The sequence below is a fragment of the Streptomyces arenae genome, from assembly GCF_022343545.1.
Classification (GTDB): Bacteria; Actinomycetota; Actinomycetes; order Streptomycetales; family Streptomycetaceae; genus Streptomyces; species Streptomyces humi.
In genome coordinates, this window is sequence record NZ_JAKQYH010000042.1 from 58,531 (window position 1) to 78,204 (window position 19,674).

The following is a 19,674-nucleotide window of genomic DNA, read 5'->3' on the forward strand; positions in this document are numbered from 1 at the left end:
GTGGGGACGGTGTCGCGGGAACGGTGCTGCCGGGCGACGAACACACCCTCCCGCGCGGCGGGCACGGCCGAATCCGTCTAACGACTCATCGGCGGAGAGGGCCTGTCGGATCGTCACCGGTCGTGTGCCCTTCCGGCGGGGCGCTCTCCTCGGTGGGATGCCCCGCGCCGGCGCCGTCGAGTGCGACCACGGCCGTGGCGTCCGGCGTGCAGTCAAATGACCGATGCTGCCTGCCGCTGCTCCTTCGCCGCGTCCAGTTCGGTCAGTTTCCTTCTGACCCGGCGGGCCAGCGGCAGGTCGGGGTCGTCCAGGCTCCGGAGGGCGTCGGTCCAGGCCCGGCGCGCTCCCGGCACGTCCCGGGCGTCGAGTCGTACCTCTCCGAGTGCCATCAGTTCCTCGGCCACGTTCGCCCGGCTGCCTGCCAGCCGCAGCAGTTCGATCCCCCGCTCGTAGTACAGGGCCGACCGGGCGTGGTCGCTTCGCCGACGGTACACCTGCCCGATCACCGTCAGGGTCAGTCCTTCACCGTTGAGGTCGCCCATGGCGCGGAACATCGCGACCGTGGTGCGCAGCAGCCGCAGCGCCTCCTCCAGGTCACCGAGTTTCACCCGGGCCATTCCGGCCATGGAGAGGATCGTGGCCTTGAGCGGGTCGGCCTCGGGGCCGTCCAGCAGTGCCAACGCCCTCTCCAGATGCCGCAGGGCGCGGACGTGATCCCCCTGGTTGTGGTGGACCAGGCCGATGTTCCGCAGGACGTGTGCCAGGTCGTGGGCGGACTTCAGCTGTTCGAAGTGATGACGGGCTCGTTCCAGATGGCGCAGTGCGTTGGGCAGGTCACCGAGATGGTGCAGGGCGCCGGCCAGGCCGTGGTGGGTGCGGGCCTGACCCTCCGCGTCCTCGGCCCTGCGCGCCGCCGCGAGAGCGGCCCGCATGGTGGCGGCCCAGTCGTGCCACCATCCCATGCGCTGCTGGCTCAGCTGCAGGGTCAGGGCGAGTTCCCACGCCATCCGGCTGTCGCCGTGCGCGGCGGTGGTTTCCACCACCGAGCGCAGTACCGCCCGTTCCCGTGTGTACCAGGCCGTCGCCGCGGCCGGGTCCGTGAGCGGCTCCGGCGTCACCGACGGCAGCGGCGACGCGGGCGCGCCCGGCTGGGGCCCGGGCCGCAGCAACAGGTTCGCGACGTGCGCGGTCTGACGGTAGTGGTCGTAGACGCGGGACCGGACGGCCGTCCGGTCCCGCTCGTACCGGACGGCCAGTTCGGCGGCGTACGCGAGGATCAGGTCGTGGGCCCAGTAACGGTCTCGCCCGTGTGCGGTGAGCAGTCTGGCCCGCACGAGTTCGCCGACGGCGCGGGCGGCTTCGCGCGGCGTGATGCCGGCCATGGTGGCGAGGGCGGCGACAGTGACGTGCGGGCCGGGGTGCAGGGGGAGGAGCCGGAACAGGTGTGCGGCTTCGGGACCGAGGGTGCGGTAGGACCAGGAGAAGACGCCCCGTACGTCGTTGTCGAGGTCGTCGTCGCTGAAGGCGTCCAGGCTGTGGTCGGCCGCGGACAGTTCCTGGTCGATGTCGTGGAGTGGGCGTTCGGGGTGGGCGGCGACCCGGGCGGCGAGGACGGCCACGGCCAGGGGGAGGCGGCCACAGCGTTCGACGAGTGGGCGGATCTCGTGCGGGGACGTGTGCGGGCGGCTGGGGCGGACGCGTTCGAGGAAGACGTCGGCCGCCTCGGCGGGGCCGGGCACGTCGAGGGTGAGCAGGTGTGCTCCGTGGGCGGTGGCCAGTGCGGTCAGGCGGCTGCGGCTGGTGACGACGACCATGCAGTGACCGGTACCGGGCAGGAGGGGTCTGACCTGTGCGAGGTCGTGCGCGTTGTCGAGGACGACGAGAACGCGGCGGTCGGCCAGGACCGTGCGGTAGAGGGCGGCACGGGCGTCGGACCGGGCAGGGACGCGCTGGGGCGCGACACCGAGGGCGCCGAGGAAGGACCGGAGGATCTCCGTGGGATCGGCGGGTCTGCCGTCCGGGGTGAACCCCCGCAGATCCGCGTAGAGTTGCCCGTCGGGGAACTCGGATGCCACCTGGTGGGCGAAGCGCACGGCCAGGGTGGTCTTGCCGATGCCGGGAATGCCGTCGACGGCCAGCACCCGCAGGGCACCCCCGCCCCGCGCGGCCAGGGTCCGGGCCCGCGCGAGCGCTTCCTCGCGACCGGTGAACACCAGTAGGTCGGGCGGGAGCTGGGCCGGACGGACGGCGTGCACGGAAGTCAGGCTCGGCGATTCGGAAGGGGCGGGCACCGGTGGCGCGGAGGCGGCGGTCTCCCCGGCCTTGTCTGTCGCCGTCGCCGTCGCCGTCGCCGTCGCCGTCGCCGTCGCCGTCCCCGTCGCCCTGGCCGTCCCCGTCCTCGCCCCCGTCGCCGTCTCCGTGGTCGTGCCGGTGTCGAGGCGGTTCCGCAGTATCCGTCCGTGAGCGGCCCGGAGTTCCGTGCCAGGGTCCACACTCAGCTCCTCCGCCAAGCGCAGGCGGATCTCGTCGTACAGCGTCAGGGCCTCGGCCCGCTTGCCGTCCGCGGCCAGCACCAGCATCAGGCGTGCCAGCAGCGCCTCGTCCAGCGGGTTGCGTTCCGCGGCCTGCCGCAACGGCAGCAGCACCGCCTCGGCACGACGGCAGCGCAGTGCCGTGTCCGCCGCCTCGCACACCACCGACACGTATTCGTGTTCCAGCATGACGAAGGAGGGGTGACTGCCGCTGACCGGTTCCAGATCCGCCGCACACCGTCCCTGCCACAGGCCCAGAGCGGTGGTGAACAGCCCGACGGACTCCGTCGAGTCGCCCGCGGCCTCCGCCTGCCGTGCCTGCTCGACCAGGGCCCGGAAGTTCAGCAGGTCGAGGCAGTCGGCGTCGACTCGCAGCAGATACCCACCCGCCTGCCGGGCGAGCCACCGGCCGGGCGACCTGGCGGGCAGGCCGGGCTCCAACAGGCGGCGCAACGCCCCCACATAGCGGTGCACCGCGTTGGTCGCGCTGGAGGGCGGGTCCCCGTCCCACAGCAGATCGACGAACTCGTGCATGGACACGGGCCGCCCGGCACGCGCCAGCAGCACGGCCAGGATGAGCCGCTGCTGCCTCGGGCCGAGCGACAGCTCGCTGCCGCCCTGCCAGACCCGTACCGGGCCGAGTACGGAGAACCGGACGGCTTGGTCACGCGCATCGTGCGACAACCCTGGCATCGTGCATCTCTCCTTGTCGCCGACTCCACTCTCCGGCCACCGCGCCACGCACCGTCGGCGGCGCCGACCGGTCACGGGGGGCTCCCGTCTTCGATGTGCTGTTCACACGTCACGAAGGAGATCGACCGCCAGGCGTCCGGCACCGGCGGCTTCCGGGGACACGCGGTCGCCGCCGGATCCCGGATCCGTGCAGGTGGGCCGCTGGGCCGATGGATCACGGCACGTCCTCGGGCCCTGTCGATGAACCACCAGGTGTGTGGTCACACCTTTAATATGGTCGGTCATTTTCACCCTGTCAAACCCGTCTCGCCTGCCGCTTCGGCCCGAATCGCGTGGACCGCCCAGTCGTACCTGCGGCTCGGCGACCGGACCCGTTTCCGCGACGTTCCTCCGCAGGTCGGTGTGACCGCCGCGCACCTGCCCGCTCCGCCGCCAAGTGCGCGGCAGGGCCGCGACTCTGCCTCATCGGGCACTACGACCCGCGGGATGCCAGGTGCCCGCACGGTGAGCGGCAAGGCTGGGCGGGCACCGGATCTGGGGAGATCCGGCGCCCGGCCCGGTGGTCGTGTCGCCGCCGATGCCGGACCGGACCGTCCTTCGAAGCGCCGATACGGCCGCGAGGGGCGAAGGCCGCCGCCCAGGACGCCCGGTCGCCACGGCGGGGCGGCGGCCGGCGGGGGCAGTCGGGTCTCCCGGCTGCCCCCGCCCTATGCCCCGTCGGCGGCCCCCGGGGTCTCGGCGGAGCTGCACGACGGTGCGGAGGCGGCCCCCGTGGTCACGTTTTTCCGGCCCGCGCGGACTTCCCGCCGAGGCGAGAAACGTGTGACCAGCCGCCGGTTGCGGGTGTGCGTCGGGCGGGGGCGAGTCCCGGCCGCAACTCGCGTTTCTGTCAGACGTCTTGACATCGGGGCGTCGGACGAAACAGCCTATGGCAACGTTGTCAGGCGCTCTTCATCACCGCCTGGAGCCATGCCGGCCATGGCCTTCGTCGCCGCATTCGTCACTCGATTGGACGTCCCGCAGATGGCAGCTCAAGGTGATTCGGCGCCCAGCCGCCCGTCCCGGCGGTCGGTGGTAGCCGCCGGTTCCTCCCTTCTCGCCGGCTTCGGACTCGGCGGCGCCTTCCCGGCGGCCGCGTCCGCCGCCGAGCGTTCAGCCGCCGCCACCGCGCCCTCCGCCTCCCATGAACTGGCGGTCTACCGCCCGGTCGAGGTGTCCTCCACCGCGTACGCCCCGACTCCGGCCTCCTTCGTGGTGGACGGGCTCAACGAGCGGGGAGTGCGCGGCAGCGGATGGCGGGCGGCCGACGGAGATCCGCAGTGGGTCGCGGTCGACCTCCAGGCGGACTGTGCGGTCACGGACATCCGTCTGACGTTCGAAGCGCAGGCCGGTGACCCGGTGTTCGTGCCGCCGGCGAGCGGCAACTGGGCCGACGGCACCACCGGCAAGGAGATCCTCTCCAGCTACGCGACCGACTTCGTCGTGGAGACCTCCCGGGACCACGAGTCGTGGAGCGGCGTGTACCGCACCTCCGCCGGAACCGGTGGCGTCGTCGAGATCCGGCTGCCCCGGCCGGTGACCGCCCGCTGGGTGCGCATGACCTCGCGCCGGCGCTCCAGTGCCAACCCCCTTGGCCTCAACGGATTCGAGGTCTACGGGACCGCGGGCGGCCACCGCCCGGCGGTGTCGGGCTGGACGGACTGGGGCACGCACCACGGCGAGGCGCCGCCTCTCGTGGTCGCCGACGACGGCACGGTGCCCCTGGAGTCCGGCTGGACCCTCACCCTCGACGACCGTGAGGCCCGCGACGGGGCGGACCTGTCGGCGACGGGCGTGGACACCAGCGGCTGGCTGCCCGCCACCGTGCCCGGCACGGTCCTGGCGTCACTCGTCGAGCAGGGCCGGCTGCCCGACCCGGTCGCCGGCCTCGACAACCTGCGTGTCCCCGAGGCGCTTTCGCGGCATTCCTGGTGGTACAGACGGCAGTTCACGCTGCCCGGGGGGCTGCGCACGGGCCGGGGCCGCAGAGTGTGGCTGGAGTTCGACGGGGTCAACCACCAGGCCGACATCTGGCTCAACGGCGGCAGCGTGGGCCGGCTGACCTACCCCTTCGCCCGTTCCGCCCACGACGTCACGGCACTTGTCACCGACCAGGGCGACCAGGCCCTCGCGGTCCGGATCACGCCGATGCCGGTCCCGGGAAGCCCCGGTGACAAGGGACCGGCGGGCGAGTCCTGGGTGGACGCCGGCGCGGGATAGATGAACCTCAACTCGCCCACGTACCTGGCCGTCTCCGGCTGGGACTGGATGCCCGCCGTGCGCGACCGGGCCGCCGGCATCTGGAACCATGTCCGGCTCAGGTCCACCGGTGACGTCGTGATCGGCGACCCGCGCGTGGACACGGTCCTGCCCCGCCTGCCCGACACCTCGGTCGCCGAGCTCACCCTCACCGTGCCGGTCCGCAACGCCGGTGCGACCGACCGCACGGCCACGGTCACCGCGGGGTTCGGCGACGTGAAGGCGTCCACGGTCGTCACGGTCCCGGCCGGCCAGACCCTGGACGTCGTCCTCCGCCCCGACGCCCATCCCGCCCTGCGCGTGCGGAACCCCGAACTGTGGTGGCCCAACGGCATGGGCGAGCCGCACCTGTACGACCTGGACCTCCGGGCGACCGTGGACGGCGCGGAGAGCGACCGGCGGACCACCCGCTTCGGCATCCGCCAGTTCGGTTACGAGTACGAGGTGCCGCTGCCCTTCGTCACCTACGGCAACGCCTGCCCCCAGTCCGTGCCCACCGGGCCGCGACAGGCCAGGTACGTCCGTGTCAAGTGCTCGAGCCGGGCCACCAGTTGGGGCAGCTCACTGTGGTCGCTGTCCGTGGCCGACAGCGGCCGCCCCGGCGTCGACCTCGCCCTGCACGCCCCGGCCACCGCCTCCAGTACCGACGGCGACGACCACGGGCCCGGCAACGCGACCGACGGCGACTCGGGTACCCGGTGGTCCTCGGCCTACGAGGACGACCAGTGGATACGTGTCGACCTCGGCTCCGAGCAGACCTTCGACCGCGTCGACCTGGTGTGGGAGCAGGCGTACGCCGCCGCCTACGTCGTCCAGGTGTCCGCCGACGACGAGACCTGGACCGACGCCGCACACGTCGACAACACGGCGGTGCCCCTGCTGTTCAACCGGGGTGACGCGAGTCTCCGGACACACGACTTCGCGGCCCGGACGGCCCGCTTCGTGCGGATCTCCTGCGGTGTGCGGCAGACGAGCTGGGGGAACTCCCTGTGGTCGCTGTCGGTGATCGACAGCGGCGATCCGGGCACCGACCTCGCCCGTGACCGCCCGGCGACCGCCTCGACCGAGGAGTCCGACCATCCCGCCGCCCATGCCACCGACGGGGACAGCGGCACCCGGTGGTCCTCGAAGGCGGAGGACCACCAGTGGATCCAGGTCGACCTCGGCTCCGGGCGGACCTTCGACCGGGTGGCCGTCATGTGGGAGACGGCCTATCCGAAGACCTACGCGGTCCAGGTGTCCGACGACGGCGAGACCTGGTCCGACGTGGTCTCCGCGACGAACACTCCCGATCCGTTGAAGATCAGCGTCAACGGTGTCCGGGTCCTGGCGCGGGGCGGCAACTGGGGCTGGGACGAACTGCTGCGCCGGATGCCCGCCGAGCGGATGGACGCCGCCGTGCGGATGCACCGCGACATGAACTTCACCATGATCCGCAACTGGGTGGGCAGCAGCAACCGCGAGGAGTTCTACGCCAGTTGCGACGAGCACGGCATCCTGGTGTGGAACGACTTCCCCAACGCCTGGGGCATGGACCCGCCGGACCATGACGCGTTCAACGCGATCGCGCGGGACACCGTGCTGAGGTACCGCGGCCACCCGTGTGTCGTGGTGTGGTGCGGCGCGAACGAGGGCAATCCGCCGGCCGCCGTGGACCAGGGCATGCGGGAGGCGGTCGAGCGGCTGGCCCCGGGCATCCTGTACCAGAACAACTCGGCCGGCGGGATCGTCAACGGCGGCGGACCCTACAACTGGGTCGAACCGCACAAGTACTACGACCCCTCCTCGTACGGCAGCAACAGCTTCGGCTTCCACAGCGAGATCGGTATGCCCGTGGTCTCCACCGCCGCCGGCACCCGCGCCATGGCCGGCGACGAGCGGGCCTGGCCGATCGGTGACGTCTGGTACCACCACGACTGGAGCGAGCACGGCAACCAGGCACCGCAGGGCTACAAAGCGGCCATCGAGGAGCGCCTGGGCACCGCGACGGACCTGGACGACTTCGCGCGCAAGGCGCAGTTCGTCAACTACGAGAACATCCGTGCCATGTTCGAGGCGTGGAACGCCAACCTCTGGAACGACGCCTCCGGGCTGATGCTGTGGATGTCACATCCCGCCTGGCACAGCACCGTCTGGCAGACGTACGACTACGACTTCGACGTGAACGGTGCCTACTACGGCGCCCGCAGCGGGTGTGAGCCCCTGCACGTCCAGGCGGACCCCCTCCGTTGGGAGGTGCGGGCGGTGAACCACACGAGCCGCATGCTCAAGGGGGCCACGGTCACGGCGCAGCTGCACGACCTGAGCGGCAGCCGGCTGGGAGCGCCGGGCACCGCCGAGGTGGACCTCGCCCCGGCATCGGTCGCCCGGGCCTTCACCGTGGACTTCGCGGACGCGCTGCCCGACCTGCACCTGCTGCGTCTCACCCTGAAGGACCGCGCCGGCGCCACCCTCTCCCGCAACACCTACTGGCGCCACCGCACACCCGCGGCCATGCGGCGGCTGACCACGCTCAGGCCGGTCGCGCTGACCACGACGGTCACCCGCATGTCACGGTCGGGCAGTCGCCACGAACTGACCGCGACCGTGGCCAACCGGGGCCCGGTCGTCGCCGCGATGGTACGGCTGTCGCTGCTGGACGGCCGGGGTGACCGCGTACTGCCGACGCTGTACGGCGACAACTACCTCTGGCTGCTGCCCGGCGAGTCGCGGACGGTCACCCTGTCCTGGCCCGGCAAGGCCCTGCGCGCGGGCCGCCCCGTACTCCAGGCGGAGGCCTTCAACAGCCGTCCGGTGCGGACGCCTTCCTGACGTCCGCACCGGACCGGGAGCCGTGCGGGAGCGGACCGGGCCACGGCCCCCCTCCCGCACGGCTCCCGGGGCGGAAACCGATCCGCGGGCCGGGCACCCGGCGGGCCGGGCGCACGGCCCGCCGGGAGAGACTCCGGACCTGGAACGGCCGGAGGGGAAGGGATCGGCCTCGGCGGCGGGAACGGCCGCGACGCTAGGCTCGGCCCATGGCCGCACCCGACACCGACCCGCCCGCCCCACCGCGCCGTACGCGGAACCCGGAACTGCACCGGCGAGCCATCCTGGAAGCCGCCGCACAGGCCTTCGCCGAGCGCGGTTACCACCGGGCCACCCTGCGCGACATCGCCCGGCGCGCCGGCGTGACCCACGGATCGGTGCTGCGTCATTTCGGCAGCAAGGAAAGCTTGTTCCTGGCGGCCGTCCCGGGCACCCGGGACATCGACGCCCTGGCCGAGGACACCCAGGAGCGGCTGGCCTCACGCATCGCTCGTGGCTACGTCGGTCGCATGGAGGGCGCCGACGGCAACGACACCTTCGTGGCGCTCCTACGCAGCGCAGCCGACGACACCGGCAGCGCCGCCGCCCTGTACGTGGCGATGCAGGAACGTACCGACGAGGTGTACCGCCGGTTCCTGGACGCGTACGACCTGGAGCACCGGCTGCCGTTCGTCGCCGCCCTGCTCGTCGGCGTCACGTTCAGCCGGTACGTCGTACGGGCCGGGGCGCTCGCGGAGATGAGCGCGGAACAGCTGACCGCGGACCTCACCGCCTCCCTCGAAGGGGTGCTCCACGCGGACTCGGGCACCGGATCCGCGCCCGGTGAGCAGGGCGGGGGACGGTGACGGCCGAGGGCGCCGCCACGGCGACCGAGGCACGCCGCACGGGGCGACGGCCCCGCTGCCGGCCGGCGGCACGCCTGGGCTTCATCGCGGTGCGGGCAAGGACTCGAGGGCCCTGGTCGTCGCACTGACGTGGCCGGCGGTGGCGGCGGGCTGCTCGGTCGCCCACCACACATGCCCGTCGGGTCGCAGCAGTGCCGCGGTCACGCCGGCCCACTGCTCGCCACCCGTGACGGACAGGCGGCTGCGGTGCACGGTGACACCGGCCGTCGCCGCCCGTTCGGCCACCTCCCCGGAGACACGAATGTCACCCATGGTCAGCAGCACCGGACGACCGTCGTGCAACAGCGGAAGGACGCCCTGGCCCTCGGGGTCGTGGGCCCTGACACCGGTGAGGGGGTGGGCGTGCGGGTCGGTCGGCGGGTAGACCGTGTCGAGTCCCGAGAGCTTGCCGGCCAGCATCCGGGAGAAGTGCGGATCGTCGGCCACCGCGTCACTCAGCAGGGCTCGCAGGGCGGTGACGTCCGGCGTCAGGCCGGTGATCAGCGCGCTCTGCGCCAGCGTGTGCTCCGCCAGTTCCTCGCCCACCGCGTGCCGTTCCGCGTGATAGGTGTCGAGCAGTTCCACGCCAGCCCTGCCCTGGGCGACGGCGGCCAGTTTCCAGCCGAGGTTCATGGCGTCCTGGAGACCGACGTTGAGACCGACCCCGCCCGCGGGGAAGTGGCTGTGCGCGGCGTCCCCGGCCAGCAGCACCCGGCCGGTGCGGTAGGACGCGGCCAGGCGCGTCGCGTTGCCGAACCGGGTCAGCCAGGAGGGGTCGCGCATTCCGAAGTCGGTGCCGGCGATGCGCCGGGCGGCGTCCCTCAGCTCCTCCAGCGTGAGCGGCTCACGGTGCTGGTTGAGCGGGTCGTACCCGGTGACCCGGTATCTGCCATGCGCGAGTGGCACCACCAGGAGGCGACCGGCCTCGTTCAGGGCCTGGAACCCGGCCGGCGGCGGGCTGTCCAGCACGACCTCGCCGAGGTATCCGTACGCTGAGGTCTCGGTGCCGGGAAACTCACATCCCACCTGCCGGCGTACCGTGCTGCCAGTGCCGTCGGAGCCGACGACGTACTGGGCGGTCACTTCATAGGGACCGTCGGGACCGCGGACGCCGAGCGTGGCGGTCGTGTCGTCCTGGGTGAGGGAGACCACCTCGTGTCCCCGCCGGACCTCCGCGCCCAACTCGGTCGCGTACCGCTCGAGAAGCTGCTCGGTGGCTGACTGGGGGAAGGCCAGCATGAACGGGAAGGGCGTCGGCAGCGACCTGAAGTCCAGCCGGGTCTCCAGCATGCCGAAGTGCCAGTTCGGTACGGGCCGGCCGGCTGCCAGCAACTCCTCGTGGCGTCCGCGCATGGCCAGCACCTCGATCGTGCGGGGGTGCACGCCGAGGGCCTTGGAATGCGGGCTGCGGTGCTCGCTCCGCTCCAGGACGAGGGGGCGTACGCCCGCCAGGGCCAGCTCATGAGCGGTCCACAGACCGACGGGGCCGCCGCCGACGATCACCACCTGGTGAGTCGTGGGCTTGCTGTCCTCGGACACGCCGTCTCATCTCCTGTCGGGTATGCCCGCCGGCCTTAATGACCAATCGGTCATTACAGGTTACGACCTGGGTGCCTTAATGGCCAGGCGGTCATTAGGGCGGCCCGACGACCGGAACGTACGGCGGTACGCGACGGGGGAGACGCCCAGCTCGGCGTTCATGAGCTGGCGCAACGAGGCCGCGGTGGCGAAGCCGATCTCGGTGGCGATCTGGTCGATCGTCAGGTCGCTGGACTCCAGGAGCTGGCGGGCACGGTCGAGACGTTGCCTGATGAGCCACTGACGTGGCGTCACCCCGGTCTCGTCACGGAACCGGCGGCTGAAGGTGCGCAGGCTCATGTGGGCGTGCCGCGCCAGCTGGGGGAGCGTCAGGGGTTCGCTCAGCTGCTGAAGCGCCCACTGGCGGGTGGCGGACGTGGAGGTGGCGTCGTCGTCCGGGACGGGGCGTTCGATGTACTGGGCCTGGCCGCCTTCGCGGAACGGGGGCACCACGCAGCGCCGCGCCGCGGCGTTGGCCGGCCGGGTGCCGTGGTCGGTGCGGATCAGGTGCAGGCACAGGTCGATGCCGGAGGCCGCCCCGGCGGACGTCAGCACGTCACCGTCGTCCACGAACAGCACGTCCTCGTCCAGGCGGATGTGCGGGTACCACGTGCGGAACAGGGGAGCGCACTCCCAGTGCGTGGTGGCGGGGCGATGGTCCAGTAGTCCGGCCGCGGCCAGGACGAACCCTCCGGTGCAGATGGAGGCGATGCGCGTGCCCGGGGTGATGCGCGCGAGGGCGGCGGCGACCCCGCTCGGCAGTTCGCGGGTCAGACCGGCGGGGTCGATCGGGGCGACGATGACCGTCTCCGCGGATGCCAGTACTTCGGGACCGTGGTTCGGTGTGACGGTGAACCCGCCCTCGGTCCGCACCGGCCCGCCGTCCACGGACGTCACGACGACCTCGTAGCGGCCGTCGGCCGCGCCGAGGATACGTGTGGGGGTGCCGAGCTCGAAGGGGTACACCCCGTCCAGCGCGAGAACCACGACCCGGTGCGGCGCCGTACCGGACGACTGCGAAGGTGGTGCGTCAATCATGACCGGATTCTATCGACCCGATACGTTTCTCCCGTCCGGTAGACATGTGTTTGTCGCCGCACCTGTCCGCACGCGCACACCCGGCTCTCTGGCGTGCCCAGCGTGTGAAGGCGGCAGACCGCGACCCACGGCCACCCACGGCGGCCCCCGCGGGCCGAATGGGCCCAGTGGGCCGCGGGGGCGGTTCATCGGGGAAGCGGGAGCCGCGTCACGGCACCGTTCAGGCGGCCCAGCGGCCCACCGCGGTCAGCCAGGCGATGCCCGGGTTCAACCAGGCCGGGAACCTCCGTACCATCGCCTCGAAGTACTCCACCCGGCTGGTGGCACCGGCGAAGACCTCCGCGGCGGCGAGCAGGTAGTCGCGGGTGTCGTCGATGATGGACGCCGGATCGTCGCGATCGGGGTTCTTGTGGCCGGCCACGACGGTCGTCGGGGCGACGGCAGCCACGGCGTCGATCGCGCTGAGCCAGGTGTCGATGCCGTGTTCCCCTGCCTCGGAGAGGTACTGGTGCACCTGGTTGTAGATGACGTCGCCGCTGACGACCAGGTCCAACGACGGTACGTGCAGGAACGTCGTGTGCTCGGTGTCGGTGTGCCCGGCGGCATGCGGGACGAGCAGCTGCCCGTCCACCAGGAGACCGTCGTCCGGGACGGCCTCGGCGATGACCGGGGTGTCGCCGATCAGGCCGGGGAACGTGGCTCCCCAGAACGGGTTCGGCTGACCGCCGGGTGTGGTCCGCGCCATTTCCGCGATCGTGTCCGCCGTGGCCCACACCTTGGCGTCGGGGAACTGCTCAAGCACGGGCGCCGTGGCATACCAGTGGTCGCCGTGTGCGTGCGTGACGTAGATGCCGGTGATCGTGCGATCGAAGCCAGCGGCCCACTTCGCGACGGCGGCCCCTTGCTCCGTGGTCAGCCCCGGGTCGACCAGGACGGCCTCGTGGGGACCGTAGACGAGAGTGGTGGACAGCGGGGACCACAGCAGCGGACCACCGTCCGGCCGGGGCGGCAGGGCGGTCGGCGCCATGGGCTGCATCGGGCTTACATGTACGGCATAGGCCAAGGACGTCATCGTTGTTCCTCTCAGCTGGCGAAGACAGTGCTCGCCGCCCTGTCCACGCCCGGGCGGCCGGCTGCGCGGTGTGCGGTGTGCGGTGTCCGCCTCGGGCCTCTGCTTCGAGCCGGCCGTACGGATCCAGTGATGCGAAGCGGAGAGGTACGGGCGCTACCGCGTCCCCCCCCGCAGGTCGTTCACCACGCGCCGCGGCCAATCCTCCGGCCGCGATGGCAGAGAAGGGCCGCGGACGCGCAGCAACGAACCGATAGGGCAACCCTTCTGCCCTCGCCTCGCCCGGCACCCGGATCCTTCGAGCGCGGATCACCCGGCGGCGGCAGTCAGTTCCGCGGCGACCTGACTCGGCTTCGACCTGCTCTCCGCTGCCTGGAACACCGTGGTGCTCCGGGCACTGCGCGACGGTGCCCGGCGCCCGGGTGAATCGCGAGAGCGGATCGGGGCATCAGTTCCAAGGTCCTCACCTGCCGGGGCGACGGTCCGTCATGCGTCGGTCGGCTGCGGCGCGGTGAGGCGGGCCAGCTCCTCCTTCGAAAGTCGCAGCGCGCCGGCCGCCATGTTCTGCGCGAGGTGGTCCGGATCGCCGGTCCCCGGGATCGCCAGTACGTGCGGCCCCTGCTGCAAGGTCCAGGCGAGCCGGACCTGAGCGAGGGACGCGCCGTGCGCGCGGGCGACGGCGCGCACCTCTTCGCTGTCATCGGAAGCCGGACCCGCCTCGCGGCCGGGACCGGCGATCGCGAAGAACGGCACGAAGGCGAGGCCGAGTTCACCGCAGCGCTCCAGGAGTGCCCGGTCCTCGCTCGTCGCGCCGATCCCGTACGGGTTCTGCACACAGACGACCGGGGCGATGGCACGGGCCTCGGTCAGTTGACGGGCCGTCACGTTGGATATGCCGAGGTGGCGGATCAGCCCGGCGTCGCGCAGCTCGGCCAACGCCCCGAAGTGCTCGCTGATCGATTCGGCCTGCCGGCTCGGTGGCACGCGCAGGTTCACCAAGTCCAGGTGATCGCGGCCGAGTTGACGGAGGTTCTCCTCGACCTGGCCGCGCAACTGCTCCGGAGCGGCCCACCACCACGCGCCCGAGGGGTCGCGGCCCGGCCAGACCTTGGTGGCGATGACCAGGTCCTCCGGGTACGGTGCCAGGGCCCGGTTGATCAGCTCGTTGGCGGAGCGCGTCGCGGAGAAGTAGAACGCGGCGGTGTCGATGTGGTTCACGCCGAGCTCGACCGCCCGCCGGAGCACACTGATCGACTGCTCGCGGTCACGCGGCACGCCGTGGTCGAAGGGTGCGGTACCCGTCAGGCGCATGGCGCCGAACCCGATGCGGTTGACGGTCAGGTCACCGAGCCGCCAGCTTCCGGCAGTTGTCGTGGTGTCGGTCCGTGTGCTCACGGCATGGGCTCCTCTTGCGGGCGGGAACGGGGAACCGGTGGCGCGCCGCCGTGGGTCGAGGCAGGGCGCCGGGCATGAAAAAAACCTCCCCGGCGGATCATCATCCGCACCGAGAAGGCTCTCCTGCTGGCCGACATTCTAGCAGGGTGGGGCGGACCGCCGGCCGCCGCCGATCACGGTCGTCGGGATCCACGACGCGCGCGGCCAGCCCGGCCGCCTCCACCCCCGCCCCCTGCCGACCGCCCGCCTGACGAGGCGAGGGCGGGGTCACTCTCCGACGGCACCGTCGACGGCTTCGCGGAGCAGGTCCGCGTGGCCGACGTGACGGGCGTACTCCTCGACCACGTGCTCCAGGACGAACCGGACGTCGGTGTCGCCGAACTCCGGGTTCGGCACGAGGCGTGCGGGATCGGCGGTCACCCGTGCGAACAGCTGCCGCGACTCCTCGCACGCCTCAAGGTAGTCCTCGTAGACGTCCCTGGCCGGCGTCGGGTCCGACTCGTCGTACCACTCGTCACCGGCGGCGGTGACGTAGGTCCGGTACGGGAAGAAGCGAGGGGGCGTGGCCGCCAACGTCCGCTGGAACCAGGCCCGCTCGACGCCCTGGAGGTGGCGCATGAGCCCCAGCAGGGTCAACGCCGACGAGCACAGGGGCCGTTGCCGCAGCCGCGCCTCGGACAGGCCCTCGCACTTCCACAGGAAGGTCGCGCGGTGGTAGTCGAGGTTCGAGGCGATCACCTCCAGCCACGGACCCGACAGCACGCGCTCCGGCCGGATGATCTTCTGAACCACGATGTCGTCCACGCCAGGGTCTCCTCGCTCCTCGACAGCTTCGGCCGCTCGGTAAGACCCCCGCGTTCGTGGAACTCATCGCCCGCCCAAGGGCCGTCCGTCAATCGGGCCGCTCCTACTTGACGTCGACGTAGTCGCCCGCCGCGGTCGAGGCGCCGGTGGTGGTGTTCGTGGCGAAGGAGAAGCGGTAGTACCCGTCGGCCGTGGCCTTGGTGGTGGTCCTGAGCGAGCCACCGGTGCCGGTCGTGACCTTCTTGAGGGTGGTGTAGGTGGTGCTTCCCTTCTTGCGGTACTGGAGCAGCACGCTCTGCCCGGCGTAACCGGTGTAGGTGCCGCTGTTCCAGTCGGCGCGCTTCAGACCGCCCGTGACCGTGATGGTCCTGCCCTTCTTCACCGGCTCCGGGGTGGCGTTCGCGGTCAGCTTGGACGTCTTCTTGATCCGCGTGGTGGCGACGTCGTCGTTGTAACTGGCGTCGGCGTAGAGGTCGTATCCGCCGAGGAACAGCTTCCAGGTCCCCGCGGCACCGTTGTTCTTCAGGTCGGACGCGGCGTTGATGTGGAAGACGGCTTTGCAGGCGTAGACGCCGGTCTGGGTGGTCGACTCGGTGCAGTCGGGGTCGTCGTCGGTACCCAGGGAGCCGGTGATCGTGTCCTCGCTCGAACTGTCCGTGCCCTGCCAGAGGAAGGCCTCGGTGAGGGCGACCCCGCTCGAACTGGTCGCCGTGTACGTCACGGTGACCGACTGCCTGGTGGTGGTGCCCAGCACGATGTCCTTGCCGCCGTTGATGACCGCCTTGGAGAACTTCATGCTGCCCAGTGAGGTGTCGGGGTGGGCAGAGCGGGTGACGAAGGAGCCGAGGCCTGCCGTCGTCCCCGGCCGCGCCGCCGCCTGGGCGGCCGCCGGAAGGCCGAGCACGGACAGGGCGACGGCACCGGGCAGAGCGGCCGACATTGCACGTATACGCATGTGAGTCCCCGTGGAGTCGTGAGCGGGCTGCCCGGGGGGCTCCGGGCAGGTGGGCCGGGCGTGTGACGCACGGGCCTCATGCGCACCGTATGCCGCACGGCCCCGGCCTCGGCATCCGTGAAACCACGTAACCGAGAGAGAGGTTCGCGGACCGGCTGGGTGCGGGCTTGGTCACCACTGTCTCCGCCTGCCGGTTTGCCCGACTACGCTTCGGTCATGGCTGATGATCCGCAGTACGGCGGTCTGTCCGCGTCCGACGCGGAGGCATCCGCGTTCGTGGGACGCACCGCAGAGACCGGCGAACTCCTGAAGGCGCTGGGGGAGTTGCGGGCCGGTTCCGGGCGGGTCGTCGCGGTGACCGGTGAGCCCGGCGTCGGCAAGACCACCCTCCTGACCGCTGTGGCGGCCCGCGCCCGAGCCGACGGAATCCCGGTCGTGTCCGTGGCGGCGGTCGCCGACGCGGAGCCTCGTCCGGACGCACCCCTGGTCGTCGTGGTGGACGACCTGCACGTCCTGTCGGAGGAGCGGATCGTCCACGCGGAACGGGCCATGCGGTCCGCCGCCACCACCCCGACGCTCTGTCTCCTCGGCTACCGCCCCCGGCAACTCTCGGCCCAGTACGCCGAGTTGCTGGCGCGGGCGACGTCGGCGGGTCCGTTCTCCGCAGTGCCCCTCGGCCCGCTCACCCGTCAGGAGGCGGCGGAACTGCTGGGCGATCACTCACGCTCGGACACCCTCTACGACGGCGCCCTGGGCAATCCGCTGTACCTCAAGGCGCTGGGCACGCGGGGCCCGGCACACGAGCAGGCCGTGACAGCGATCCTGGGCGAGCTGGCCGGACTTGGCGAGCACGCGCTCGTCGCCCTACGTGCCGCGGCCGTCCTCGGCGGCCCGTTCCAGCCGGAGTTGCTGGCCGCGGTGGCGGACCTCGGCATGCCGACGACGCTCGGCGCGCTGGACGAACTGACCCGACTCGATCTCGTCCGCCCGGCCGAGCGCGCGCCGCAGCTCGCCATCAGACACCGCGCCCTGAGCGAGGTCGTGTACGAGCGGGTGCCGCCGAGCCTGCGGCACGGCATGCACCGGCGGGCCGATGCCGAACTGGCCCGACGCACGGCGCCCGTCACCCTGCGCGCCCGGCATGTCGCCCAGGTCGCCGACCCGAGCAGGCCGGACCACGCCACCACGCTCATCAGCGCCGCCCGGAGCGAGCTGTACGACTCCCCGTCGGCGGCCGTCGAGCACCTGGAGGCGGCGGTCACGCTGCTGTCCGACGGAGCGGAACACTGGTACGAGGCTCATGTCCTGCTGGCCCGGGCCCGGATGCTGAGCGGCAAGGCGGCCGACGCCCGCGCCCTGCTGGACACGCTGCGGTCCGCCATCACCGGCTCGGACGAAGCGGCCGCACTCGCCGACTCCAGCCGGCTGGAACGCCACCGCGGCCGGCACACGGAGGCGGGAGCCATGGCCCGGGCCGGGCTGGCCGCCCTGACCGAACACAACGGCGCCACCGCCGCCGCCCTGCACGTCGAACTGGCCGACCACGCCTACACGGTGCGGGACCACCAGTCGTCCCGGCACCACGCCGAGACGGCCGCCGCGCTGGCCCGGGGCCACCGCGACCGGGTCGGCGAGTCCCACGCCCTGGCACAGGCGGCTCTCGCCTCCCTGTTCCTCGGCGACCAGCACACCGCACGCCGGCAGGCCACGACCGCCGCCGAACTCGTCGACGCGGCCGGTGATCTGCTGCTGTCGACGAACCTGGACGCGCTGCTCCAACTGGGCATGACCGAGGGGATGCTGGAACGGCTCGACGACGCCGAACGCCATCTGGAGCGGGCCGCCGCGCTGTGCGGGCGCACCGGCCAGGTCTACATCGAACCCGACATCCTCACGGTCCTCTCCAACACCCAGCTGCGGTCCGGGCGGCTGCGCGCCGCACTGGCCACACTCGACCGTGCCGACGCGATCCTGGCGGGCGACGGTGCCCCGGTGACGGCGGCGATCATCGCGATGGTCCGGGCGGAGACCCTGTTCTGGCAGGGTGGAACGCGCGACCAGGAGGCCTGGCGGGCGTCGGCCGACCGGGCGCTGGACATCGTGGCCGGTTCGCAGGCCGCCTGGGCCATCTCCGTTCGCTGCTTCCACGCCGAACTCGCCCTGCACGCGGGCGGGTCGGACCCGGCCCACGCCCGCTGGCTGCTGCTGGACGCCGCCGGGGGCGATGAGCTCTCCCGCGTGGCGGGCTGGCGCAAGCCACGCTGGTGCGACGCGCTGGCCAGGGCGGCTGCCGCCGTGTCGGATCCGGCCGCCACCGCGCACTGGGCGGAGCTGGCCGAGTCCTGCGCCGGGCAGCTCCCGTCGGCCGGCCGACGGGCGTTCGCGCAGCGGGCACGGATGTGGGACCACGCCGTACGGGGGGACGTCGACAGCGCCCTGCGCAGCGCGCGGGAGGCCGTCGAGGGATTCGCCGCGGGTGAGGAACGCGTCGAACTCTGCCGCACCTTGCTGGACGCGGCCGGGGTGGCGCTGGGCGCGGGACGCACGCAGGACGTGGCCGACTGGCTCGACCGGGCCGAGGCGCTGGCAGGCCGGTGCGGCTCGGCACGGCTCGCCGACACGGTCACGAGCCGGCGCCAGGAACTCGCGAACCGGACCCGGCCGTCGGCGCCACAGGGGCCCTGGGCCCTGTTGTCGGGCCGGGAACGGGAGATAGCCCGCTTGGTCAGCCAGGGGATGACGAACCACCGGGTGGCGGAGGCGCTGTTCCTCAGCGTGCGTACCGTGGAGACCCACCTGGGACAGATCTACCGGAAGCTCGGTGTCGCGAACCGGGCGAGCCTCACCCATGTCCTCCTCACCCACGGCGGACAGCACCCCTGACCGCCGCAGGGTGCCTGAGGCAACGTGGACGGAGCGCGGCCGACGCCGTCGTTCCGGTGTGCGGCCACGATGTCCGGGCGGTCGTCGGTGACGAGGGCCGCGGACAGGGTCATGGAGTCCAGCAGCCACTGCACCCGGGGCGGGAGGCCGACGGCCACCCGGGGCGGGAGGGCGACGGCCACCCCGGGCGGGAGGTCGACGGTCTTGCGGCGCCGGGGCGTGCGGCCGGCCGGCCGCGCGGCCCTCGCCAGGTCGAACAGGTAGGGGCGTTCGTCCTCGTCCAGGCGCGGCGCGCGGGCGACGGCGTGCGGGACGTCCTCGGACACGCCACCGAGGTGACCCTTCTCCAGCCGGGTGTACCACTCGGTACTGACTCCGGCCAGGACGGTGACCTCCTCGCACCGCAGGTCCGGGACGCGGCGTCGGCTGCCGCCGGGCAGTCCGGCGCGCTCCGGTGTGATCCTGGCCCGCCGGCTGACGAGGAAGTCCCGGATGCCGGCGCGGCTGCCGCCTGGCTGGTTCATGCCCTCCACGGCAGTGGCGTGCCGCGACGGAGGGAGGTTGACCTGGTACCCCCGACAAGCCCGGCCTTCCCCGCCCGCGGGAGGCGAAGTCTCCCGGACGTGCAGCCGCCGCCGACCCCATGGACCATGGACTCGGAAGCCGCCCTGAACTGCAGCGATGCCTCGGGCCCGAGCCATCGGCGCCCATGAGGAGTACGAAGCGAGGAGACGCAGA

Annotated in this window: 10 protein-coding genes and 1 pseudogene; 3 read left to right on the forward strand and 8 right to left on the reverse strand. The window is 72.2% G+C overall.

All coding sequences use genetic code 11. The features are described from left to right. Positions 1 to 212 precede the first annotated feature (212 nt). Positions 213 to 3,224 carry an AfsR/SARP family transcriptional regulator gene (locus MB828_RS17485; RefSeq protein WP_301649015.1) on the reverse strand — a complete coding sequence of 1,004 codons (3,012 nt, stop codon included), beginning with the start codon at positions 3,222 to 3,224 and terminating at the stop codon, positions 213 to 215. A gap of 1,023 nt (positions 3,225 to 4,247) precedes the next feature. Between MB828_RS17485 and MB828_RS17490 the strand changes: the two are divergent. Beyond that, positions 4,248 to 8,333: pseudogene (locus MB828_RS17490) on the forward strand (discoidin domain-containing protein). A 206-nt stretch (positions 8,334 to 8,539) separates the two neighbouring features. Next, complete coding sequence (locus tag MB828_RS17495; RefSeq protein ID WP_301649016.1) at positions 8,540 to 9,175, forward strand: TetR/AcrR family transcriptional regulator; 636 nt, start codon at positions 8,540 to 8,542, stop codon at positions 9,173 to 9,175. Positions 9,176 to 9,256: 81 nt separating this feature from the next. Here the strand turns inward: MB828_RS17495 and MB828_RS17500 are convergent, their stop codons facing one another. The 6 genes from MB828_RS17500 to MB828_RS17530 form a co-directional block, all read right to left on the reverse strand. Continuing rightward, complete coding sequence (locus tag MB828_RS17500; RefSeq protein ID WP_301649017.1) at positions 9,257 to 10,753, reverse strand: FAD-dependent monooxygenase; 1,497 nt, start codon at positions 10,751 to 10,753, stop codon at positions 9,257 to 9,259. 60 nt (positions 10,754 to 10,813) lie between these two features. Continuing rightward, the gene (locus MB828_RS17505; protein ID WP_301649018.1) at positions 10,814 to 11,830 is read right to left on the reverse strand and encodes a GlxA family transcriptional regulator; all 1,017 of its coding nucleotides are present in this window, start codon (positions 11,828 to 11,830) and stop codon (positions 10,814 to 10,816) included. A 220-nt stretch (positions 11,831 to 12,050) separates the two neighbouring features. After that, the gene (locus MB828_RS17510) at positions 12,051 to 12,857 is read right to left on the reverse strand and encodes an MBL fold metallo-hydrolase (protein ID WP_301649019.1); all 807 of its coding nucleotides are present in this window, start codon (positions 12,855 to 12,857) and stop codon (positions 12,051 to 12,053) included. Positions 12,858 to 13,385: 528 nt separating this feature from the next. After that, positions 13,386 to 14,294 carry an aldo/keto reductase gene (locus tag MB828_RS17520; protein ID WP_301649020.1) on the reverse strand — a complete coding sequence of 303 codons (909 nt, stop codon included), beginning with the start codon at positions 14,292 to 14,294 and terminating at the stop codon, positions 13,386 to 13,388. A 267-nt stretch (positions 14,295 to 14,561) separates the two neighbouring features. After that, positions 14,562 to 15,098, reverse strand: coding sequence for a DinB family protein (locus MB828_RS17525; RefSeq protein WP_301649021.1), 537 nt, complete (start codon positions 15,096 to 15,098; stop codon positions 14,562 to 14,564). Positions 15,099 to 15,201: 103 nt separating this feature from the next. Further along, positions 15,202 to 16,053 (reverse strand): hypothetical protein, encoded by an 852-nt coding sequence (locus MB828_RS17530; protein WP_301649022.1) that lies wholly within the window; start codon positions 16,051 to 16,053, stop codon positions 15,202 to 15,204. Between the two features lie 216 nt (positions 16,054 to 16,269). Between MB828_RS17530 and MB828_RS17535 the strand changes: the two genes are divergently transcribed. After that, positions 16,270 to 18,936 (forward strand): helix-turn-helix transcriptional regulator, encoded by a 2,667-nt coding sequence (locus MB828_RS17535; protein WP_301649023.1) that lies wholly within the window; start codon positions 16,270 to 16,272, stop codon positions 18,934 to 18,936. On the opposite strand, the gene MB828_RS17540 is transcribed toward MB828_RS17535, so the two are convergent. Continuing rightward, entirely contained in the window at positions 18,861 to 19,460 is a 600-nt protein-coding gene (locus MB828_RS17540) for a hypothetical protein (RefSeq protein WP_343236178.1), read from the reverse strand. The genes MB828_RS17535 and MB828_RS17540 overlap by 76 nt on opposite strands. Positions 19,461 to 19,674 lie beyond the last annotated feature (214 nt).

Excerpts from the sequence above, each read along its gene's own strand:
- MB828_RS17485 (WP_301649015.1), bottom strand. The coding sequence starts at position 3,224 with ATGCCAGGGTTGTCGCACGATGCGCGTGACCAAGCCGTCCGGTTCTCC.
- MB828_RS17495 (WP_301649016.1), top strand. The coding sequence starts at position 8,540 with ATGGCCGCACCCGACACCGACCCGCCCGCCCCACCGCGCCGTACGCGG.
- MB828_RS17505 (WP_301649018.1), bottom strand. The coding sequence starts at position 11,830 with ATGATTGACGCACCACCTTCGCAGTCGTCCGGTACGGCGCCGCACCGG.
- MB828_RS17510 (WP_301649019.1), bottom strand. The coding sequence starts at position 12,857 with ATGGCGCCGACCGCCCTGCCGCCCCGGCCGGACGGTGGTCCGCTGCTG.
- MB828_RS17530 (WP_301649022.1), bottom strand. The coding sequence starts at position 16,053 with ATGCGTATACGTGCAATGTCGGCCGCTCTGCCCGGTGCCGTCGCCCTG.
- MB828_RS17535 (WP_301649023.1), top strand. The coding sequence starts at position 16,270 with ATGGCTGATGATCCGCAGTACGGCGGTCTGTCCGCGTCCGACGCGGAG.
- MB828_RS17540 (WP_343236178.1), bottom strand. The coding sequence starts at position 19,460 with ATGAACCAGCCAGGCGGCAGCCGCGCCGGCATCCGGGACTTCCTCGTC.